Annotated in this window: 17 protein-coding genes and 1 tRNA gene; 12 read left to right on the forward strand and 6 right to left on the reverse strand. The window is 39.0% G+C overall.

Annotated elements, in window-relative coordinates:
• Positions 1-27: 27 nt before the first annotated feature.
• Positions 28-1,026, reverse strand: coding sequence for a beta-ketoacyl-ACP synthase III (locus B5X76_RS11215; protein WP_079643209.1), 999 nt, complete (start codon positions 1,024-1,026; stop codon positions 28-30).
• A gap of 337 nt (positions 1,027-1,363) precedes the next feature.
• Between B5X76_RS11215 and B5X76_RS11220 the strand changes: the two genes are divergently transcribed.
• From B5X76_RS11220 to B5X76_RS11230, 3 genes are all read left to right on the forward strand, one after another.
• Positions 1,364-1,437, forward strand: a tRNA-Pro gene (locus B5X76_RS11220).
• Positions 1,438-1,536: 99 nt separating this feature from the next.
• Complete coding sequence (locus B5X76_RS11225) at positions 1,537-2,346, forward strand: hypothetical protein (protein ID WP_079643210.1); 810 nt, start codon at positions 1,537-1,539, stop codon at positions 2,344-2,346.
• Between the two features lie 200 nt (positions 2,347-2,546).
• Positions 2,547-3,233 (forward strand): hypothetical protein, encoded by a 687-nt coding sequence (locus B5X76_RS11230; protein WP_079643254.1) that lies wholly within the window; start codon positions 2,547-2,549, stop codon positions 3,231-3,233.
• Between the two features lie 11 nt (positions 3,234-3,244).
• Here the strand turns inward: B5X76_RS11230 and B5X76_RS11235 are convergent, their stop codons facing one another.
• Complete coding sequence (locus B5X76_RS11235) at positions 3,245-3,607, reverse strand: hypothetical protein (RefSeq protein WP_079643211.1); 363 nt, start codon at positions 3,605-3,607, stop codon at positions 3,245-3,247.
• A 179-nt stretch (positions 3,608-3,786) separates the two neighbouring features.
• Between B5X76_RS11235 and B5X76_RS11240 the strand changes: the two genes are divergently transcribed.
• Positions 3,787-4,182, forward strand: a complete 396-nt coding sequence (locus B5X76_RS11240; RefSeq protein WP_139375280.1) for a single-stranded DNA-binding protein — start codon at positions 3,787-3,789, stop codon at positions 4,180-4,182.
• 61 nt (positions 4,183-4,243) lie between these two features.
• Here B5X76_RS11240 and B5X76_RS11245 read toward each other — a convergent pair whose 3' ends face one another.
• The gene (locus B5X76_RS11245; protein WP_079643213.1) at positions 4,244-5,653 is read right to left on the reverse strand and encodes an alkaline phosphatase; all 1,410 of its coding nucleotides are present in this window, start codon (positions 5,651-5,653) and stop codon (positions 4,244-4,246) included.
• Positions 5,654-5,791: 138 nt separating this feature from the next.
• On the opposite strand from B5X76_RS11245, the gene B5X76_RS11250 reads away from it, so the two are divergent.
• The gene (locus B5X76_RS11250; RefSeq protein WP_079643214.1) at positions 5,792-7,057 is read left to right on the forward strand and encodes an OmpA family protein; all 1,266 of its coding nucleotides are present in this window, start codon (positions 5,792-5,794) and stop codon (positions 7,055-7,057) included.
• Between the two features lie 123 nt (positions 7,058-7,180).
• Positions 7,181-7,483 carry a hypothetical protein gene (locus B5X76_RS11255; RefSeq protein WP_079643215.1) on the forward strand — a complete coding sequence of 101 codons (303 nt, stop codon included), beginning with the start codon at positions 7,181-7,183 and terminating at the stop codon, positions 7,481-7,483.
• A gap of 18 nt (positions 7,484-7,501) precedes the next feature.
• Here B5X76_RS11255 and B5X76_RS11260 read toward each other — a convergent pair whose 3' ends face one another.
• On the reverse strand, positions 7,502-8,035 hold the full coding sequence (locus tag B5X76_RS11260) for a lipocalin family protein (protein WP_079643216.1): 534 nt from the start codon (positions 8,033-8,035) through the stop codon (positions 7,502-7,504).
• 69 nt (positions 8,036-8,104) lie between these two features.
• Here B5X76_RS11260 and B5X76_RS11265 point away from each other — a divergent pair, with 69 nt between their 5' ends.
• Together B5X76_RS11265 and B5X76_RS11270 are read left to right on the forward strand one after the other, a co-directional pair.
• The gene (locus B5X76_RS11265; protein WP_079643217.1) at positions 8,105-8,566 is read left to right on the forward strand and encodes a DUF4268 domain-containing protein; all 462 of its coding nucleotides are present in this window, start codon (positions 8,105-8,107) and stop codon (positions 8,564-8,566) included.
• 10 nt (positions 8,567-8,576) lie between these two features.
• A complete protein-coding gene (locus B5X76_RS11270; RefSeq protein WP_079643255.1) occupies positions 8,577-9,383 on the forward strand; it encodes a S1/P1 nuclease in 807 nt (268 codons plus the stop codon).
• A gap of 1 nt (position 9,384) precedes the next feature.
• Here B5X76_RS11270 and B5X76_RS11275 read toward each other — a convergent pair whose 3' ends face one another.
• Positions 9,385-11,877 carry a DUF5686 and carboxypeptidase regulatory-like domain-containing protein gene (locus B5X76_RS11275; protein WP_079643218.1) on the reverse strand — a complete coding sequence of 831 codons (2,493 nt, stop codon included), beginning with the start codon at positions 11,875-11,877 and terminating at the stop codon, positions 9,385-9,387.
• 168 nt (positions 11,878-12,045) lie between these two features.
• Here B5X76_RS11275 and guaA point away from each other — a divergent pair, with 168 nt between their 5' ends.
• From guaA to B5X76_RS11290, 3 genes are read left to right on the forward strand one after another with little or no spacing between them, the layout of a single operon-like run.
• Positions 12,046-13,596, forward strand: a complete 1,551-nt coding sequence (guaA, locus tag B5X76_RS11280; RefSeq protein ID WP_079643219.1) for a glutamine-hydrolyzing GMP synthase — start codon at positions 12,046-12,048, stop codon at positions 13,594-13,596.
• Positions 13,597-13,600: 4 nt separating this feature from the next.
• Positions 13,601-14,866: an ABC transporter substrate-binding protein gene (locus tag B5X76_RS11285; RefSeq protein WP_079643256.1), complete on the forward strand. Its 1,266-nt coding sequence runs from the start codon at positions 13,601-13,603 to the stop codon at positions 14,864-14,866.
• 6 nt (positions 14,867-14,872) lie between these two features.
• Positions 14,873-16,054: an RsmB/NOP family class I SAM-dependent RNA methyltransferase gene (locus tag B5X76_RS11290; protein WP_079643220.1), complete on the forward strand. Its 1,182-nt coding sequence runs from the start codon at positions 14,873-14,875 to the stop codon at positions 16,052-16,054.
• A 14-nt stretch (positions 16,055-16,068) separates the two neighbouring features.
• Here B5X76_RS11290 and B5X76_RS11295 read toward each other — a convergent pair whose 3' ends face one another.
• Positions 16,069-16,536: a universal stress protein gene (locus B5X76_RS11295; RefSeq protein WP_079643221.1), complete on the reverse strand. Its 468-nt coding sequence runs from the start codon at positions 16,534-16,536 to the stop codon at positions 16,069-16,071.
• Positions 16,537-16,615: 79 nt separating this feature from the next.
• Between B5X76_RS11295 and B5X76_RS11300 the strand changes: the two genes are divergently transcribed.
• A complete protein-coding gene (locus tag B5X76_RS11300; RefSeq protein WP_079643222.1) occupies positions 16,616-17,362 on the forward strand; it encodes a C40 family peptidase in 747 nt (248 codons plus the stop codon).
• The last annotated feature ends 16 nt before the right edge of the window (positions 17,363-17,378 follow it).

Genomic DNA, 17,378 nt, shown 5'->3' on the forward strand with positions numbered 1-17,378 from the left:
TTTGCCCGATCTTTCTTTTTTGTTACTTTATATCATCCACTTAAAAAGACTTGCGCCCCAGGAAAAGCCCGCCCCAAAAGCAGTGAGCATCACCAAATCTCCTGTTTTAATCTGTTTCAAGTTCTGCCAGATACACAACGGAATAGTGGCAGCAATCGTGTTGCCTAAATATTCGATATTGCTCAGTGCACGACCTTCAGGGATATCCAAGGTACGTCCTACTGCATCGATAATACGTTGATTGGCTTGGTGCGGTATCAACCAGTCGACATCGTCAACGGTCAAATTATTGCGTTCTAAGACCTTAAAGCAAGCATCACTCATAGATTGTACTGCATGCTTAAAAACAGTTTTACCGTCTTGCTTTAAAAAACGCATATCAGCGATAGCATCCTCGGCATCCATAGGGTATAAGGAGCCTCCACCCTCAATATTAAGGAAAGAACGTCCTGAACCATTACTACGCAGGTAGGCATCCATTATCCCACCTTCTATAGAAGGTTCTAACCAGACAACGCCTGCACCGTCGCCGAATAATATATTTGTAGAGCGGTCGCGAATATTGACATAAGTACTGATATTATCGGCACCTACAACCAATACATTCTTATAGCGTCGTGTCTCTATCAATGAAGCACCCAAATCTAAGGCATACAAAAAGCCTGAGCAGGCTGCATTCATATCAAACGCCCACACATTGTCTAGGCCTAATTTATCCGCGATAATATTGGCCGTCGCAGGCATCGGCATATCGGGGGTAGATGTCGCTACGAGCAAAGCATCTATATCCTTAAGATCTTTATTATATCTTTCGGCGAGGTCCTGAATAGCACGTACAGCCATATCTGATGTTGCCAGCTCCTCTTCCAAAATCCTTCTTTCCTTGATTCCCGTACGCTTCATTATCCACTCGTCGGAGGTGTCGCAGAGCTTTTCTAGATCATAGTTCGATCTTGTGTTCTGCGGTATATATCCACCTACACCAGTTATAGCTGCATAAAGCCTATTCGGTACACTTGCACTCATATATTAGTAATCACAGTAAACGCTTCTCAGCAATCAGCAAATTATTTTTGTTATGTCACTTAATGGGTTTATAGTTCTTTGCTCATTAAGAGGCGTAAAAATAGACTTTTATTCCACTGTATGAAGAGATGAGGAGGGATTTTTACATAATGTTTACCGAAAAACTGTCTATTTAGAATCTTTCTAATCATAAAGTTTACTAATGTACGGAAGGGTATTCAGTTCACCAAATTTTATTCCAATCAAGCGACCATATTACGAATTTTAAATGGCATCGCTCAAAGATTGAATTCTGCTTGTAAATAATAACAGAATGCTTTACATTTGGGTTCCTTTTCGGGATGTAGCGTAGCCCGGTATCGCGCCAGCATGGGGTGCTGGAGGTCGTCGGTTCAAATCCGGCCATCCCGACTGAGAAAAATGAAAGCTCAACTACTGTTGAGTTTTTTGTTTTTAAAGGATAATATATCAGTGCATACGAATGGGAGGGGTAAACTTAATATTAAAACAATGAAAGGGTACTTTTTAATCATCATCACTATCGTCTTATGTGCTTCCTGCTCTGGAACTACCGATCGAAAAACGTCATCTTCGACCCAAGAACAAAATAATAATGAAATTGTAACGACTACTTTTGACAAAGAAGGTATAGATTCAGTCGTACCAAACCCTAATGCCAGACCGTTGATAGAAGACTTCATTCCTAAAGGCTGGAAAACCATATTACATGAGAGTGGCGACCTTAATAATGACGGTATAGATGACCATGTGATTGTCATAGAAGACACGAAGCCTGAGAATGTTAAGACAAATGATAAACTTGGACAAGATACACTCAACATAAATCCAAGAACTCTGATGGTATTTTTCAAAGAAAAAAGCGACGGATATACATTAGTAGCTCAGAGTGGGGACACCTTTATTCCTTCAGAAAATGATGAAGAGTCTACCTGTCTCGCTGACCCCTTAATGACTGAAGGTGGAATAACCATTCAAAAAGGCATATTGACTATTGGACTTCAATATTGGCTTAGCTGTGGATCTTGGTATGTTAATAATGTCGATTATAAATTTCGTTATCAAAACCAAAAAATGGTTCTGATAGGTTTTGATCATTCGGAGTTTCATTGTTCTTCTGGCGAGCAGAGCAGTACGAGTATTAACTTTTCAACAGGTAAAATGGAACAAACTACGGGGTACAATATGTTTGATGACACCCCTTCCAAACCAAAGACAACCACCAGCAAATGGAAAGGTAACAAGATATACAGCCTAGACAACTGCGATGAACGTACTTACTTTGAAATACTGGATATCTAATCTGTAAAACTGGCAGCTATAAAACATATATAATCAAGAAGCCCCTTATTACAAATCGATTCAAAGAAGCTGAGGCCATTAAACTTTAAAACACAAGGAATATGATGATTGCCATCGTAGTAATCGTTAAGACAAGCAATGCTTGCAGTGTATTATTCCTTTAAAAGATTCAATAAAAACTATTCATGCAAAACTCCAATATGTCTAAGACAAAAAAAACAATGTTAATTCTAGGGACGGTAGTTGCTCTCCTGTTTATTTTTCTAATCGCAGCAAATTATATCTACGTTAGTAAAAATGAAACACTCTTATATAAGATCCAACAACAACTAACTTATAGTAAAGAAGATTGGGAAAACTACCGAACAAATCAACGAATCTTAGCCGAAAATCCAACGGATGGTTCCGGAGTAACCGAGGTCTCAGCTGCACCAGATAAATACGATATATACCCCGTAGATATTAATAAAGTACCCGAAGAATTCAAAAAGGAAGAGCTGGAGAAATTAAACAAAGCTGATTTTGAATCGCTTATCGTTGCAAAAAAAGCACCTGATAACGAAGACGCACAGATTGCATTAATTCGCTTTACAGATCGGAAATTGACAGATGTCATCATCCAACAAAAAATCAATATTAAAGTTGGGAAATGCTATGAGAATCCCCAAAAGGACGATAATTTCAGCTGTGTAAGCTGCATGATTTTACTGTATAATAGAGAAAAAAAGGACTGGGTAGAGGCACCAGATGGTGATAATTTCTTAAAGACTGCCTACGATTTTTACCAACCATCAGACGGAGAGCAGTGGGAAGCCCGTGACCTTACTTTACGCATCCCATTTGATTACGATTTATTTAAGAAATATACCTCTACTAGACTTAACTAACTAATACTTCTTCAAATCAGGTTTTTATTTTTTACAATTAAATACTGTTGGTTTTCTAAAGGTAGATAGCCATACTCATAAACAAAGAAATAAGTCTGTCCTTTGGATGTCGATAATTCATGTGTTCGGTACTCCAAATCAAAGCCCTTTGTTATCAGGCGATCCTCATTTACTTTGATCATCTTATCCTCCCGGAGAAGATCGGAGAGGATTTTTCTGTTTTTGTATAACTGTTTATTGATCTTTCGAACAATATTACTGTTATCCGTTTTAAGACGATTATTGTAACTACCACGACAAGAATCGTTGCAAAAACGTTTGTCAGAACGTCCTTTAATAGGGTTTAAACATTCTAGGCACCTTTTATTTTCCATAATTCTATTTCCCTTTACCCGAATATATCCGAATATAAACGGATATATTCGGATATAAGCGTTTAACAACCGACTATCAGTTAAGCTAGTTTATAATTTTGGTTCTACCTCTGGCAATCAAGCTATTATTGCCGCAGGCGAAAATACTTATATTTTTTGATAATTTAAATTTTAGAAGAATGAATGCTTTAATGAATCAGGTCCAACTCATTGGACGACTAGGTGCTGATGCGGAAATCAAAACAACAAGCCAAGGGGCAAGAGTGTCTAATTTTAGAGTAGCTACGAATGAACGCATGAAGTTAAATAACGGACAATGGCGCGAAGTAACCCAATGGCACAGTTGTGTTGTTTGGGGAGACCTTACTAAAATAGTGGAACGCTTTGGGCACAAGGGCAACCTTTTCATGCTATCCGGGGCACTGCAATATCATGAGTACACAGATACACACGGTATAAAACGAAATGTCGCTGAAATAAAAGTCAGTCAAATTTTAGTGCTTGACAGCTCTAGATCTGAAACTAATACGGATACCGTCGCTGCGGAAATTAACGAGGAAGAGTTACCTTTCTAAAGAAATAAAAAAGCGAAGGGATGTAAAACATCCCTTCGCTCACATAAAAACTAAATTTGTATTAAAAGTCAAAACCTGCGACCTCAGCTATCTTTTTAGGGATATCCGTATTGTCTAGTTTTTGATGAAAAGATTCTGCTCCTTGACCGATTGCGTATACGGGCACATAAGCTGCCGAATGATTTTTTGAAGACCAAGCTATACTTCCTAGTTTGTTCAATAATTCGATACTCAATGTCGCTATTTTATCATCACTGGCATACAAACTCTTTTCGGTTTCATTGTGATGATCCACAAAGCTTTTTTTGTAAGCTTCATAAATAGACTGTTCTGCTTTTTCTGATACTTTTACGGCCGACCACAGTCCAAGGTTTTCACTCAATAACTTCTTTACCTCGTCCCAGCTCGCATTAGGATTTGCCTTCCGTAGGTCACCAATCTTAGCGGATAATGTTCCTTGAGACACTTTTTGATGTCCCAGTACTTTAGTATTAAGTGTTGAACTCCCATTGCCAATACCCAAACCTCCAGTTTCATGATCGGCAGTAACAACGATCAACGTTTCGTTAGGGTATTTTTTGTAAAAATCATACGCTAGTTTTACGGTTTCGTTAAAATCCAAAACTTCTTTAATTGTCGTAGCAGCATCATTGGCATGAGCAGACCAATCGATTTTGCCTCCTTCTACCATCAAAAAGAAACCGGCTTTATTGTCTTTACTCAATGAAGTAATAGCTGCCTGTGCAATATCAGCCAATTTGAAATCAGCTTGATTTTGATCAATAGCAAATTTTAGCGAGCTGGGGTCTGTACCATCTACATTCATCAAGACAATTTTCTGAGTTTTATTTTTTTCCTTGTCAAAAGCTGCTTTACCCTTTACAATTTTATAACCTGCCTGCTCCAATTGAGGTAATAATTCAGGCATATTTTTTTTGTCAAATGAAGTATTGGGTTTAAGAAAACCGGATCCTCCAAAGAAATCAAAGTTAGATTTTATAATATCCTTACCAATTTCATAATACATGTCTCTGTCCGCTTGATTTGCATAAAAAGAAGCTGGAGTAGCATGGTCGATACTGACACTGGTGGTGATACCAACCTTTAATCCTTTTTGCTTCGCAGCATAAGCGATACTCTTGTATGGAATAGTGCCTGTGCTATCCATACCAATGACACCATTTTTGGTTTTTTTACCTACTGCTAATGCAGTACCACCTGCACCAGAATCTGTAACAGCATGGGAGAGTGAATATGTAGAAGCAAAACCTACGTAGGGAAACTGTGTGAAAGATAAAGGAACTACGCCATTTTTACCATTCAGCTCTGCTTGATGAATCTCTGCTAAATTTACTTGGTTTAACCCCATACCATCACCGATTAGGTAGAAGATATATTTTGGCTGTTGTCCAAAAGCCTGAACACTAATAATAAAGGAGAGAAGGAGTAGGTGAATCTTTTTTAATTGCATGATTAAATTGAAATAAATTAGGTCAAATATAACACTGGAATATAAAGTAATTGTTAAACAAAACAAAAAGTTGTAATCAAACAAAAACGTTACAGTTTTGTTAAACTTTATAAATATAACCAACAAAATTGTAAAGCCATGGAAAATAACCTTTTGCAAAATATCAAGGCCTACTTCACCGATGATGTAATAAATAAGTTAGCTAATCATCTAGGAGAAGATAAAGAGCAAATCCACAAAGGTGTCGATATCGCTATCCCTTCTCTATTATTGGGATTACAGGGCCGGAACCAAGAAGGACTATCAAGTATTTTACAATCTGCAAAGCACTTATTCAGCGGATTCGATCTTCACGACACTTTAGGAAAATACTTCTCCAAAGATGATCAGGGCGAACGCGCCCACTTCGAGAATGATAACCTCACAGGTGCAATCTTTGGCGACAAACTAGAGGGTATCCTACAGTCTGTCAGCAAATACTTAGGCATGAGTACACAATCTGTTAGTGGATTGTTCGGCGCATCAATACCCGCTGTGATATCCGGTATCACGAGTAAAGGTGGTCACTGGGATGTGAAAGAGATTTCTCAACAACTAAACAGTTGTCGCTCTGCAATAGCCTCGGCTATTCCACCAGGACTAGGGTTAGGTGCTTTCGGGACTATGTTCGCTACCGCGGATGCAGCCAAAGAACTCCGTAGTCCTGATCCTAGTCGCCCCATAACAGAAGCTCCTACCATGGTTCACTCCAAAGAGACGGTAGACAACGCGAAAAAAGGCGCAGGTTTTTGGTGGGTACTAATTCCCGTCATTGCCCTTGCGCTATGGTTTTTATTCGGCAAAAGTTGTGGTAGTAAGACCGATTCGGATAGCAATATAACAGGCACTGGTTTAGACAGTAATCTTACGAATGGAGATAGCCTTTCGGGTGGAACAACCCTTGTCGATGTCGCTCTGCCTGACGGAAATTCAATAAAAGCATATGCTTCAGGAATTGAAAATCAGCTTGTTCAATTCTTGCAGTCTGATTATAAGAGTTGGACAGACGATCAGTTAAAAGCAAAATGGTTTGATTTTGATAATCTTAATTTTGAAACAGGCACCGCCAATGTAAGCCCCGAAAGTAAGGGGCAATTGGAAAATATAGGCAGAATATTAAAACTATTTCCCGATGTAAAAATCAAGATAGGCGGGTACACAGACAAAAGGGGAGATGAGGCTCTTAACAAACAACTATCTCAACAACGTGCTGATGCTGTCAAAAGTTATTTGGACAGCCAAGGACTCAGTAGCCAAGTAGTAGGAGCAGAGGGTTATGGTTCGGAATTTGCAGCGGTAGCTTGGGACGCATCAGACAAAGAAAGAGCAAAAGATAGACGCGTAGCTATCAGTATAAGGAAATAAGAATAACTTAAAGAGGTTTTTCTATTTTTTAAAAGGTGTCCTTTTGAAGGACACCTTTTAAAAAACTTTCCCTATTTTTGAACGAAGATGGTAAGAAATTATCTTCTTCTATTAAACTCAAGAATGGATATACTGCTAAAGAAAAAACTCGAAGAAGCATTTGAATCGTACATGTATAGTTTCTACACCGAATTCAAACGATTCTCAATAGAAGATTTCGGAACATTTGCGACAACACTACTAAACTATTATATCAATAATAAATCGATCGATGCTGTGGACAAACCTGAAGCCTCTTACCACCTAACGACTTTATACAATAAAGGAATTGGCAATCGCATCACCGAAGAGCATCTTCAAATAATAGCAAAAGCAATAGTTGAGGACTCTTCTATCGATTTCCTAGTAGTCCAACGCCTTTTTTAATATAACCCTTCAAACAATTTATTCTTGAAAGGTCCAAACCAGATCTTTCAGGGCATATCCTGATTGTTCAGCATACCTCAAGTACTTATCTCTTATTTCTGTACCCAATGTCTTGGTGCGTGATAGTATCCACATATAATCTAGATTGTCTCCGAATACTAAAGCGTAGTCGTAGTTGTCGTCAACATGCATAATATGGTAGCCCGAATAGAAGGGTCCAAAGAACGAAACCTTTAAAGCTCCTTGGTTTTTGTCTGCAGCAAATTTGGCTTTCCCTACGGACTGTTTGGTCTTATGCGTTCTTATGTTAATCCCTTTGTTAACCACCTTTATACTACCATCCTTATTTAAGCTATATTCAGCTGTTACATTTTTTAAATTCTTCTCCCAATAAAAATCCATACGAGCGATCTCATACCATACTCCTAAATAGCGTTCCAAGTCGAAATCATGAACTACAGGAAGTTTGTTTTTTACAGGCTTCCATATATTGTAGACAACTGCTCCTGCAGCTGCTCCTGCTAACAATAAAAGTGATTTCTTTTTATCCATATCGTATTAATAACAGTCCTGTTTAGTAAAAGTTTAATCATTTTTCTAATTTTGCAAAAAAAATAAGGTTTGTATTCGAGAGAAGAAGTAAAAAAGTTAAAAGAAGAATTCTGGACTAGCTTTGGACAGTTCATGTCACCTGTACCGTCTGCTGACATGGAAAAAATAAATTGGGTCAACTACAAGACCGGTGTAAAACATCTGTTTTTCCGTATGGATGCAACCAACAAATCAGCAACCATTATGATTGAGATCACGCATCCCGATGATGGGATTCGCGCGTTGATGTTTGAGCAATTCCAAGAATTACAAGCACTTCTGCATGATGCACTGGCAGAAAATTGGGATTGGTCTTCTGAATACTATGACGATTATGGCAAAAAAACCGCTAGAATCAGTACATCGATAGCGCAGATATCTATTTTCAAGAAAGAGGATTGGCCTCATTTAATTTCCTTTCTTAAACCACGTTTAATAGCTTTGGATGAATTTTGGTCCACCGCTAAGTATGCTTTTGATATTTTTAAATAATTATATAAGGATGAAAACAAATAAACTAAGTCTTATCGCTTTACTACTGGTCTTATTTTCTTTGGGACAACAGCAGCAGGTCTATGGTTGGGGAATGACAGGACATCGTGTAATTGCGGAGATAGCTGAATCACATCTGACTAAAAAGACAAAGAAGAATATTGAGAAGATAATAGGGAAGCAGAAGATATCATATTGGTCCAACTGGGCTGATTTTATAAAGTCTGACCCCGATCCCGCACTAAATAAAACAGGATCCTGGCATTTTGTCAATACAGATGCAAATTTAAGTTTTGAGGCCTTTGAGACTGCATTAAAGGCATCGCCCGAAGACAATCTTTACAAAGCATACCTGCGTATCAAAAAAGAGAGTAAGGAAAATAAGGATACGTCGCTCTTGCAAAAACAACACAATCTTTACTACATCATCCATTTATTTGCGGATGCACATCAGCCTATGCATGTGAGTAGAGCGGTAGATCAAGGAGGAAATAAGATCGAGGTTTCTTTTTTTGGACGCAAGACGAATATTCATCGTGTATGGGATTCGGAGCTGGTAGACAACGAAAAATACAGTTTCATCGAGTATGCTCAAGTACTAGATGTATTTAACAAAAAATACTACGACAAGTATCAGAGTACATTCGAGCAAGCACTGTACGAATCGCACGAACTGGCAAATAGAATATATAAGGATGCAGAATACAACGCAAACTTGAGCTATAAATACATCTATGATTACAAATACATCATGGAGGAATGCCTACTTAAAGCAGGAATACGACTTGCAAACGAACTTAATGAGATATACGGTTAATCTACCGTATAATATTCAGAAACTTCGCACCGACCACGATCGCATGGGGAGCGCCTATGCCATTGAGCTCACGCACATAGTCGACGCGAAATAGACGGTATTTACCCCATCCGATATTGTCAAGCCCTACTGAGAATTCTTGGTAGGGCTTTCTGTTTGCCGTACTCAGAAGATGATAACCGACTACAGTTTGCAACTGCAATCGATTAATAAGTGGAACCTTATTTAACAAATAACCCTTAAAATTGTGTTCCGAATGTAGTTCAAGATAAGCTTTATTCGTACTATGACTATAATAAGGGAGCGTCAAAAAGCTATTAATATATTGATTTGAAGTTCCAAGATGTGTTTGGTTACCATTAAAATGCCTATAATCGGTAAAAGCAATATCTTTAGCATTGAAATACGTCCCTGTAGATACGGCATAGGCTAACAATCCTTTATTTCCCACCGAAACTTGCTGTCTAACACGAACCATAAGCTCCTGAAAACTATACGACTTCACCGATGAAGCGAATGCGTTACTAAATCCAATATCAATAGTCGGGTAAGATTTGTCATGTGTAAAATCGAGTCTATTAGGTTTCTTGTCTACCGATGTCTTTAGGTGAATTGTCATATTTAAAGCGGCTTTCCATAGACTATGATCTTGAAAGGATGGGAGATCAAAATCAGACTCTGCTAATGGATTATTTGAGGTATACGGTCCATTGGAAGAAGAAAAAGTATAACTTGTATTATTAAACACATTACTTCGTCTAAAGTAACCCAAGGATGCTTTTACTTGCAGATTAGGGACCAAGTACTGTTGATAGGTGGCTTGGCCAAATTGAGATTGATACAATTTCATATAGTTATCTCCCAGAACCAAACTGTATACTGAATTGAAAAATGGAGATATTGGATTGTCTGTATTAAACTGATTCAGTGTCGATCCAGCCGATAGGGCTAATGTTGCATAGGTTATGGTATTAAATCGAACCTTAAAGTCACCTTGAGTATACAATCGCTTATCTGCTAATCCATAATTGAAATGAACAGCAGCGCTGTATCTAGACCCCAGATCCGCATCACCCACTGTCGCAGAAAATGATGTTTTGAAATTGAACCCTTGCACTGTATTGAACGCCGTTCTAAATAAAGATAGGGGAGATTGATACCCTATAGCCAACTTTTTAGGCGTGTTTTGATAGCGGTATCCGAAAAGAATATCCTGTATTCTAAATGCACTCCGCACCTGGTCGATAGAATCAATATAATGGGATGAATTTGTAATAGCAGCAATACTATCTCTGCGGTAGTAATCGGTGATCTCATCTGTTGCTAACGGAACTTTTCTGTTCTTAGTCCAGTAGGTTTCGTCTTGCAAATTTGCATTTTCTTTAAACTCAGAATTAATACGTCCGAAGGTTGTCTTGTCAAATGTGTCTACATATTTGTAATTTGTAAAACTATGGGTAAAATGCCCCTTGAAACGCAGCCCCATAATTCCGGCTTTGAAGTCCAGCGTCTGAAGTTGCTTGGACCATATTTTATCGTCTATATTGTAGGTATATTGTTGCGTCAGAACCAAGGTATCTAGCACTGGTTGATTTATGCTAGAGCCCAATAACGTGAAATCCAAACCGTATACTTCCCATGTACCTTCCACAATGTAAAGCACACCTTCAACGACCGGTTCCGATTTACGTTTGGCCTGAACAGCTATTTTATAAATAAGCTGTCCCTCCTGATCAAGTGAACCTAATAATCTGTACCGATAGTAAGAAAACGCTTGATCCGATATTGGAGAAATAATCTTCGTACCTCCTAAATCTAGATAGTTGGTGTACAGATCAAAATCCGTCCCCTGAGCCCTGTTGAAACTAAAACCTTGATTTTCTCCGCTGACCTTTGAAGCTAAAATCGTCTCTTTCATCTTATTGGGTCTATCTACGAGTATACGAGATATCGTCTCGGAAAGATATAATATCCCAGAACCTGTGCTATCCAAAAGTTGTTTGTCATCTTCCAATTTTGCGCCGAGTATTTTCTTCGGAAGGTTGATTGCCGATAGAGAACCTTTAGAATAGAAATCAGCTTCATATTTATCTCTCGCTTTAGCGTTTGTATTTCTATGGGCAATAGTCTTCTGTATCAGATTATCAACGGGGTTTCCAACAGTCCGAATTACCACCTCTTCAATCGAATAGGACTCTTCTTCTAGCACCACATTTAAGTCAATTGGCTGCTCACTACTTACCAGCGTCACAGTCTTTGTTTTAAATCCGAGCCTTTGAAATACAACCACTTTCGATGATTTCGTTGGAGTTTTGAGTTCATATTGCCCCTTACTATTGCTTGAAGTAGCGTTATATGTTCCCTGAATACTAATCGTAACGGCACCTAAGGGAAGTCCCGTAGTCTGTGTAATAGTACCACGAATCTGTGCATGCGTAAGCGTAGCAATTGAAAAGAACAAAAAGAGGAATAAACAGGTTGGAAACGATCGCATAAAACCTAAATTAAGAGTGTCGCATTGGCCTTCCAAAGGTAAATAATCCAACAGTTTAAAGCGTTATTTTTATGTTAAATTGATTGACACAAACTTTTTATCAGTTTTGTGTGCAAATTCTAGAATTTTTGCTTGTCTGTTTTCATCGGTAAATCGTACCTTTGCGCTATGTCTGAAAAAATAATAATCCTTGATTTTGGCTCTCAATATACGCAGTTAATTGCGCGCCGTGTTCGCGAATTAAGTGTGTACTGTGAAATCCATCCTTTTAATAAAGTTCCTGAGTTAGATGATACCGTGAAAGGGGTTATCTTTTCAGGCAGTCCATACTCTGTTCGTCAGGAAGATGCACCTCAAATTGATTACAAAAGTATTCAGGAAAAATTTCCGCTATTAGGGGTTTGCTATGGCGCCCAGTACCTGGCCCAACAGTCTGGTGGTGAGGTGTTACCTTCAGAAATCAGAGAATATGGCAGAGCTAACCTACAATTTGTAGACAATGATAACGCATTATTAAAGGGTGTACCTGCGCAATCCCAGGTATGGATGTCTCATGGTGACACCATCAAGGAAGTTCCTGCAAATTTTAAAATTATTGCAAGTACAGACAAAGTACGTGTTGCGGCTTACCAAGTTGAAGGAACCAATACGTACGGAATTCAGTTTCACCCAGAAGTCACACACAGTACTGATGGTCAAGTATTGATTAAGAATTTTGTAATTGATATTTGTGGTTGTGCTCAAGACTGGACCTCAGAATCATTCGTAGAGAGTACCATTGAAGATCTAAAGAAAGATCTTGGTACGGATCACGTAATCATGGCATTATCAGGAGGTGTGGACTCGACAGTAGCAGCAGTATTATTACAGCGGGCTATTGGCGATAGATTACATTGTTTTTTTGTAGACCATGGCTTGCTACGCAAAGACGAATTCGAACAAGTGTTGGATTCTTATAAAAACATGGGTCTTAATATTAAAGGTGTTAATGCTAAAGAATTATTCTTCGGTAAACTTGCTGGTGTAACTGAGCCAGAGCAAAAGAGAAAGATAATCGGCGGAGCCTTTATCGATGTTTTTGATCAAGCGTCGAAAGATATACAAAGTGAGCTACCAGAAGGAAGTGAAGCAAAATGGTTAGGTCAAGGAACCATTTATCCTGATATTATTGAGTCAATCTCTGTAAAAGGCCCCTCGGCAACTATAAAATCGCACCATAATGTAGGTGGACTTCCTGATTACATGAAACTCAAAGTAATAGAGCCTTTAAAAACTTTATTTAAAGACGAGGTGCGTCGTGTCGGTAAAACGCTAGATGTAGATCCTAACATCTTAAATAGACATCCATTCCCAGGTCCAGGCTTAGGAATTCGGATTTTAGGAGATATTAATGAAGAAAAGGTACGGATTTTGCAGGAAGCAGATGACATCTATATACGTAACTTAAAAGAATCAGGTTGGTATGATAAGGTATGGCAGGCTGGAACTATATTCCTTCCTGTTCAATCTGTAGGAGTAATGGGCGATGAGCGTACCTACGAACATGTTGTAGCGCTACGTGCAGTGGGATCATTGGATGGTATGACAGCAGATTGGATTCACTTACCTTATGAGTTACTGGCTAAGATATCGAATGAAATAATCAATCATGTTAAAGGAATCAACAGAGTTGTTTACGACATCAGTTCAAAACCACCAGCAACTATCGAGTGGGAATAAAAAATTGAGAAATTCAAGCATATTAGTAGCTCTTACATTAGCTTTAGGTGTATCGTCGTGTACACCTAAAGTTGGTGTACTGCGATCTCCAGATTACAAGGGAAATGTGGGGAGTAACACCGGTACAGAGTCTGGAGAATCTTCAAACTCGACATCGAAAGACAAAGAGACGGCAGGTTCTAAAAAAGACAATGTCGCAAAAAAATTTATAGGCCGTAATATATCATTGGTCTTACCTTTCCAACTGGATCTGATTTCTGAAAGCACGCTTACAGACAAAGACATAAAGCGATCCGCTCTAGCATTGGATTACTACCAAGGCTTTCAGTTAGGTCTAGAGGAATTAGCAAAAAGTGGAGCAAACTTTAACCTAAATGTTTTAGACTCGCGTGACAATGCAAATCACAGTAGTACTTTAGCACTTTCTTCTGAGATACAAGGATCGTCTCTGATCATTGGTCCGGTCTATCCACAGGAAATAAAAGCATTCGGGAGCAATCTAGAGGACAAAGAAACTTTGCAGATCAATCCATTGGCTGCATCTATGCCAACAGAGTTTAATCTACCGAATCTAGTATCACTGACACCACCAATAAAGGCACATAGCAACGCTATTGCGGCAAGAGTGGCTCGTGAGCACAGTGCCGGTGATGTGATCATTATTTATAATACCACAGATTCGGACGGAAAGCAATTTCTAAACGGGATGTCAACGGCGATCAAACAAGCTAAAGGCAGCGTAAATGTAATCTCTGTATCTTCGGTAAGCCAGCTCAATGATAATCTTTCATTGACAGGGACAAACCTGATTGTGACAGGAACGACAGACAAGCTTCAACTGAAGACGTTATTAAATAATCTCACCAAGAAGTACACGGAAAATGCGTATGCTTTCCATTTATTTGGACATCCACTTTGGGATCGTTACGATTTTAATATGTATTCCAACTTCTCAGATTTGAATCCAACGATCACAAGTGAGAGCAACCTAAAACCTTGGTCAAACGCGGTAAAGGCCTTTAAAGATAAATACTATAGTCTCTACGGCGTTAACCCTTCTGATCAGTCCTATAAAGGATACGACTCAGCCCTCTATTTTGGAGGAATGATCAATAAGTACGGTGTCGATAGACTGAAAGAGAAGTTGACAATAGAGCCCTACAACGGCTTGTTCAGTTCGTACAAATTCAGACACAACGAAACTTGGGGCTATGCCAACGAGTCGGTTTCTTTTAGAAGCTACCGTTCTGGCTCATTTCAACTACAATAGATATTTATGGAAATTAATGAGCGAAGAGTTCTTCAACAGGTAAGAAATTTTGAACGGGCCCTGACAGGGTATGATAATAAGGAGCCGTTGGCAAGATACCTAACTCGTTTTTTCAAAGAAAATAAGCAAATGGGGTCATCTGATAGAAGGATGACCTCTCGTTTTTGCTACAACTATTTCCGATTAGGCAACGCCTACCCGCAATCAGATCTTGTAGAGCGACTTGTAATCGCCGAGTTCTTATGCGAACAACATTCGGATCTTGTTGGACTTCAAAACAAGCAGCTGGCCGATTCTATTCATTTACCGCTTTCCGAAAAATTGAACATAGCTAGCTCCCAAAAAGATTTTGATCTGGATCGTTTATTTCCAATTACCGACACCTTATCAAAAGACGTCGATAAAGATACTTTCCTTGCCAGTCATTTTATACAGCCCAATCTATTTATCCGGATAAGAAGAGGTCAGGAATCTCGGGTACAGGATATACTCCAAAACGAAGGTATCTATGCTGAAACCATCACTGCTCAGACTTTAGCGCTAGCGAATGGCACAAAGCTTCAGAATATAAAAGGTTTGAATGGCCTTTACGAAGTACAGGACCTTTCATCGCAGTATACACTAAACTTCATGGCGTCTGATCCCGGTGAAAATTGGTGGGATACCTGTGCCGCATCAGGAGGAAAGTCATTAATGCTACTGGACAATCAGCCTACAATAAAATTGTTAGTGTCGGATATCCGTCTATCCATATTACGTAATTTGGATGAACGTTTTCAACAAGCGGGGATAAAGCAATCGTACCGAAAAAAGGTAATCGATCTAACAGATGCCAGCAATGTGAAAGCAATAATACAGGATGAACAATTTGATGGTATTGTGGTTGATGCACCTTGCTCGGGTTCCGGAACCTGGGGACGAACACCAGAAATGATGCAATCTTTTGATGTTAAAAAACTGGAAAGCTTTACGACCTTACAAAAACAGATTGTCACACAGGTTATCCCTTTCTTAAAGGTAGGTAAACCCTTAGTTTACATCACATGTTCGGTATATAGAGCTGAAAATGAAGATATAATAAACTATATACTAAGCCACTTTGCAATGCGATTGGAAAAGATGGAGTTCATAAAAGGCTATGACAACAAAGCGGACAGCATGTTTGCCGCCCGCCTAATCAAAGCTTAACAATACCATAAGCTTTAATCACATTTACTAGGAATTACTAATACAGGACATTCGGCCTTGCGGATGACGGATTCTGAAACGCTGCCCGATATAAAATGTTCAAATCCCGTCCTTCCATTTGTTCCTAGGATCAATAAATCTGCCGCCCATTCATGCGCGGCAGTAAGTATTTCTTCCCGTATATTACCAATACGGGTAAAGGTGAAAATTTCCTGAGTCGATGTAAACTCACTGGCAAGCCGCTCTAGATACTCTTGAGCCGCCTGTTGTTGAATTTCGGCCACTTCTGCAACAATAATAGGCTGCTGCCCTAACAGTGGATCTGCACCATAAGATGCCGGTGAAGTAGGCGGTACTACTGTCACTAAAGCTAGTGCAGCATTTTCTCCTTCCAACATAGCTTTGGCATAATCTAATACTTTATGTGAACAAGGGCTATCATCTACTGCCAATAGTATCCTTTGAAATTTGGAAAATCCCATAATTTTTTAGTTTTTTAGAAGTATATTCGTTCTTTAAGAACAAGAACACGTAATTATTGTTTTAAAAAATAAAAGGAAAATGAGTTTTTCAGCTTGTAATCTGAGTATAGTACCGCTTCGTGCCGAAGGATCACATCGTAGTGAGATGGTTACACAGGTCCTTTTTGGGGAGGTTTTTGAAACCCTTGAAGAGGGAATAGACTTTGACCGTATACGTCTGGTCGAGACATGTTATGAAGGCTGGATTCAAAAAAATCAATCGGCAACTACTAATAATCAGGCGCAGTCGAATCGGATAGTAGACTTATCGGGAGCTACCGCTGTCTCCGACAAACATACCGTTCATTTGATCCATGGCACTTCCATTCTGAGCAATGAAATTCGGATAGGAGAAGAGAATTTCCAGATAAATGGGGATCTACGTCAAGCTGTACTTAGTGATTTCCACTCGGAGTTTCCTAAGTTAATTTCTTTTTACAACAACAGCCCTTATATGTGGGGAGGGCGATCTACAATGGGTATCGATTGCTCAGGCTTTAGTCAGGTTGTATATAAACACTTTGGTATCCACCTCAAAAGAGATGCCTGGCAACAGGCCGAATCAGGTAGTATTGTCGATTTTCTGACAGAAATAAAACCCGGAGACTTAGCTTTTTTTGACAACGAAGCCGGTCGGATCACGCATGTAGGGGTGATGATAGATAATGAAACAATCATTCATGCTGCCGGTCGGGTTCGGATCGATAAAATGGACAATGAAGGTATTTTCAATGCAGATCTAAACAAATACACCCATAAATTACGTATTGTCAAACGTTATTTTTAATTCTCTTAACACTTAT

Origin of the sequence: Sphingobacterium nematocida (assembly GCF_900168125.1) — a bacterium.
Classification (GTDB): Bacteria; Bacteroidota; Bacteroidia; order Sphingobacteriales; family Sphingobacteriaceae; genus Sphingobacterium; species Sphingobacterium nematocida.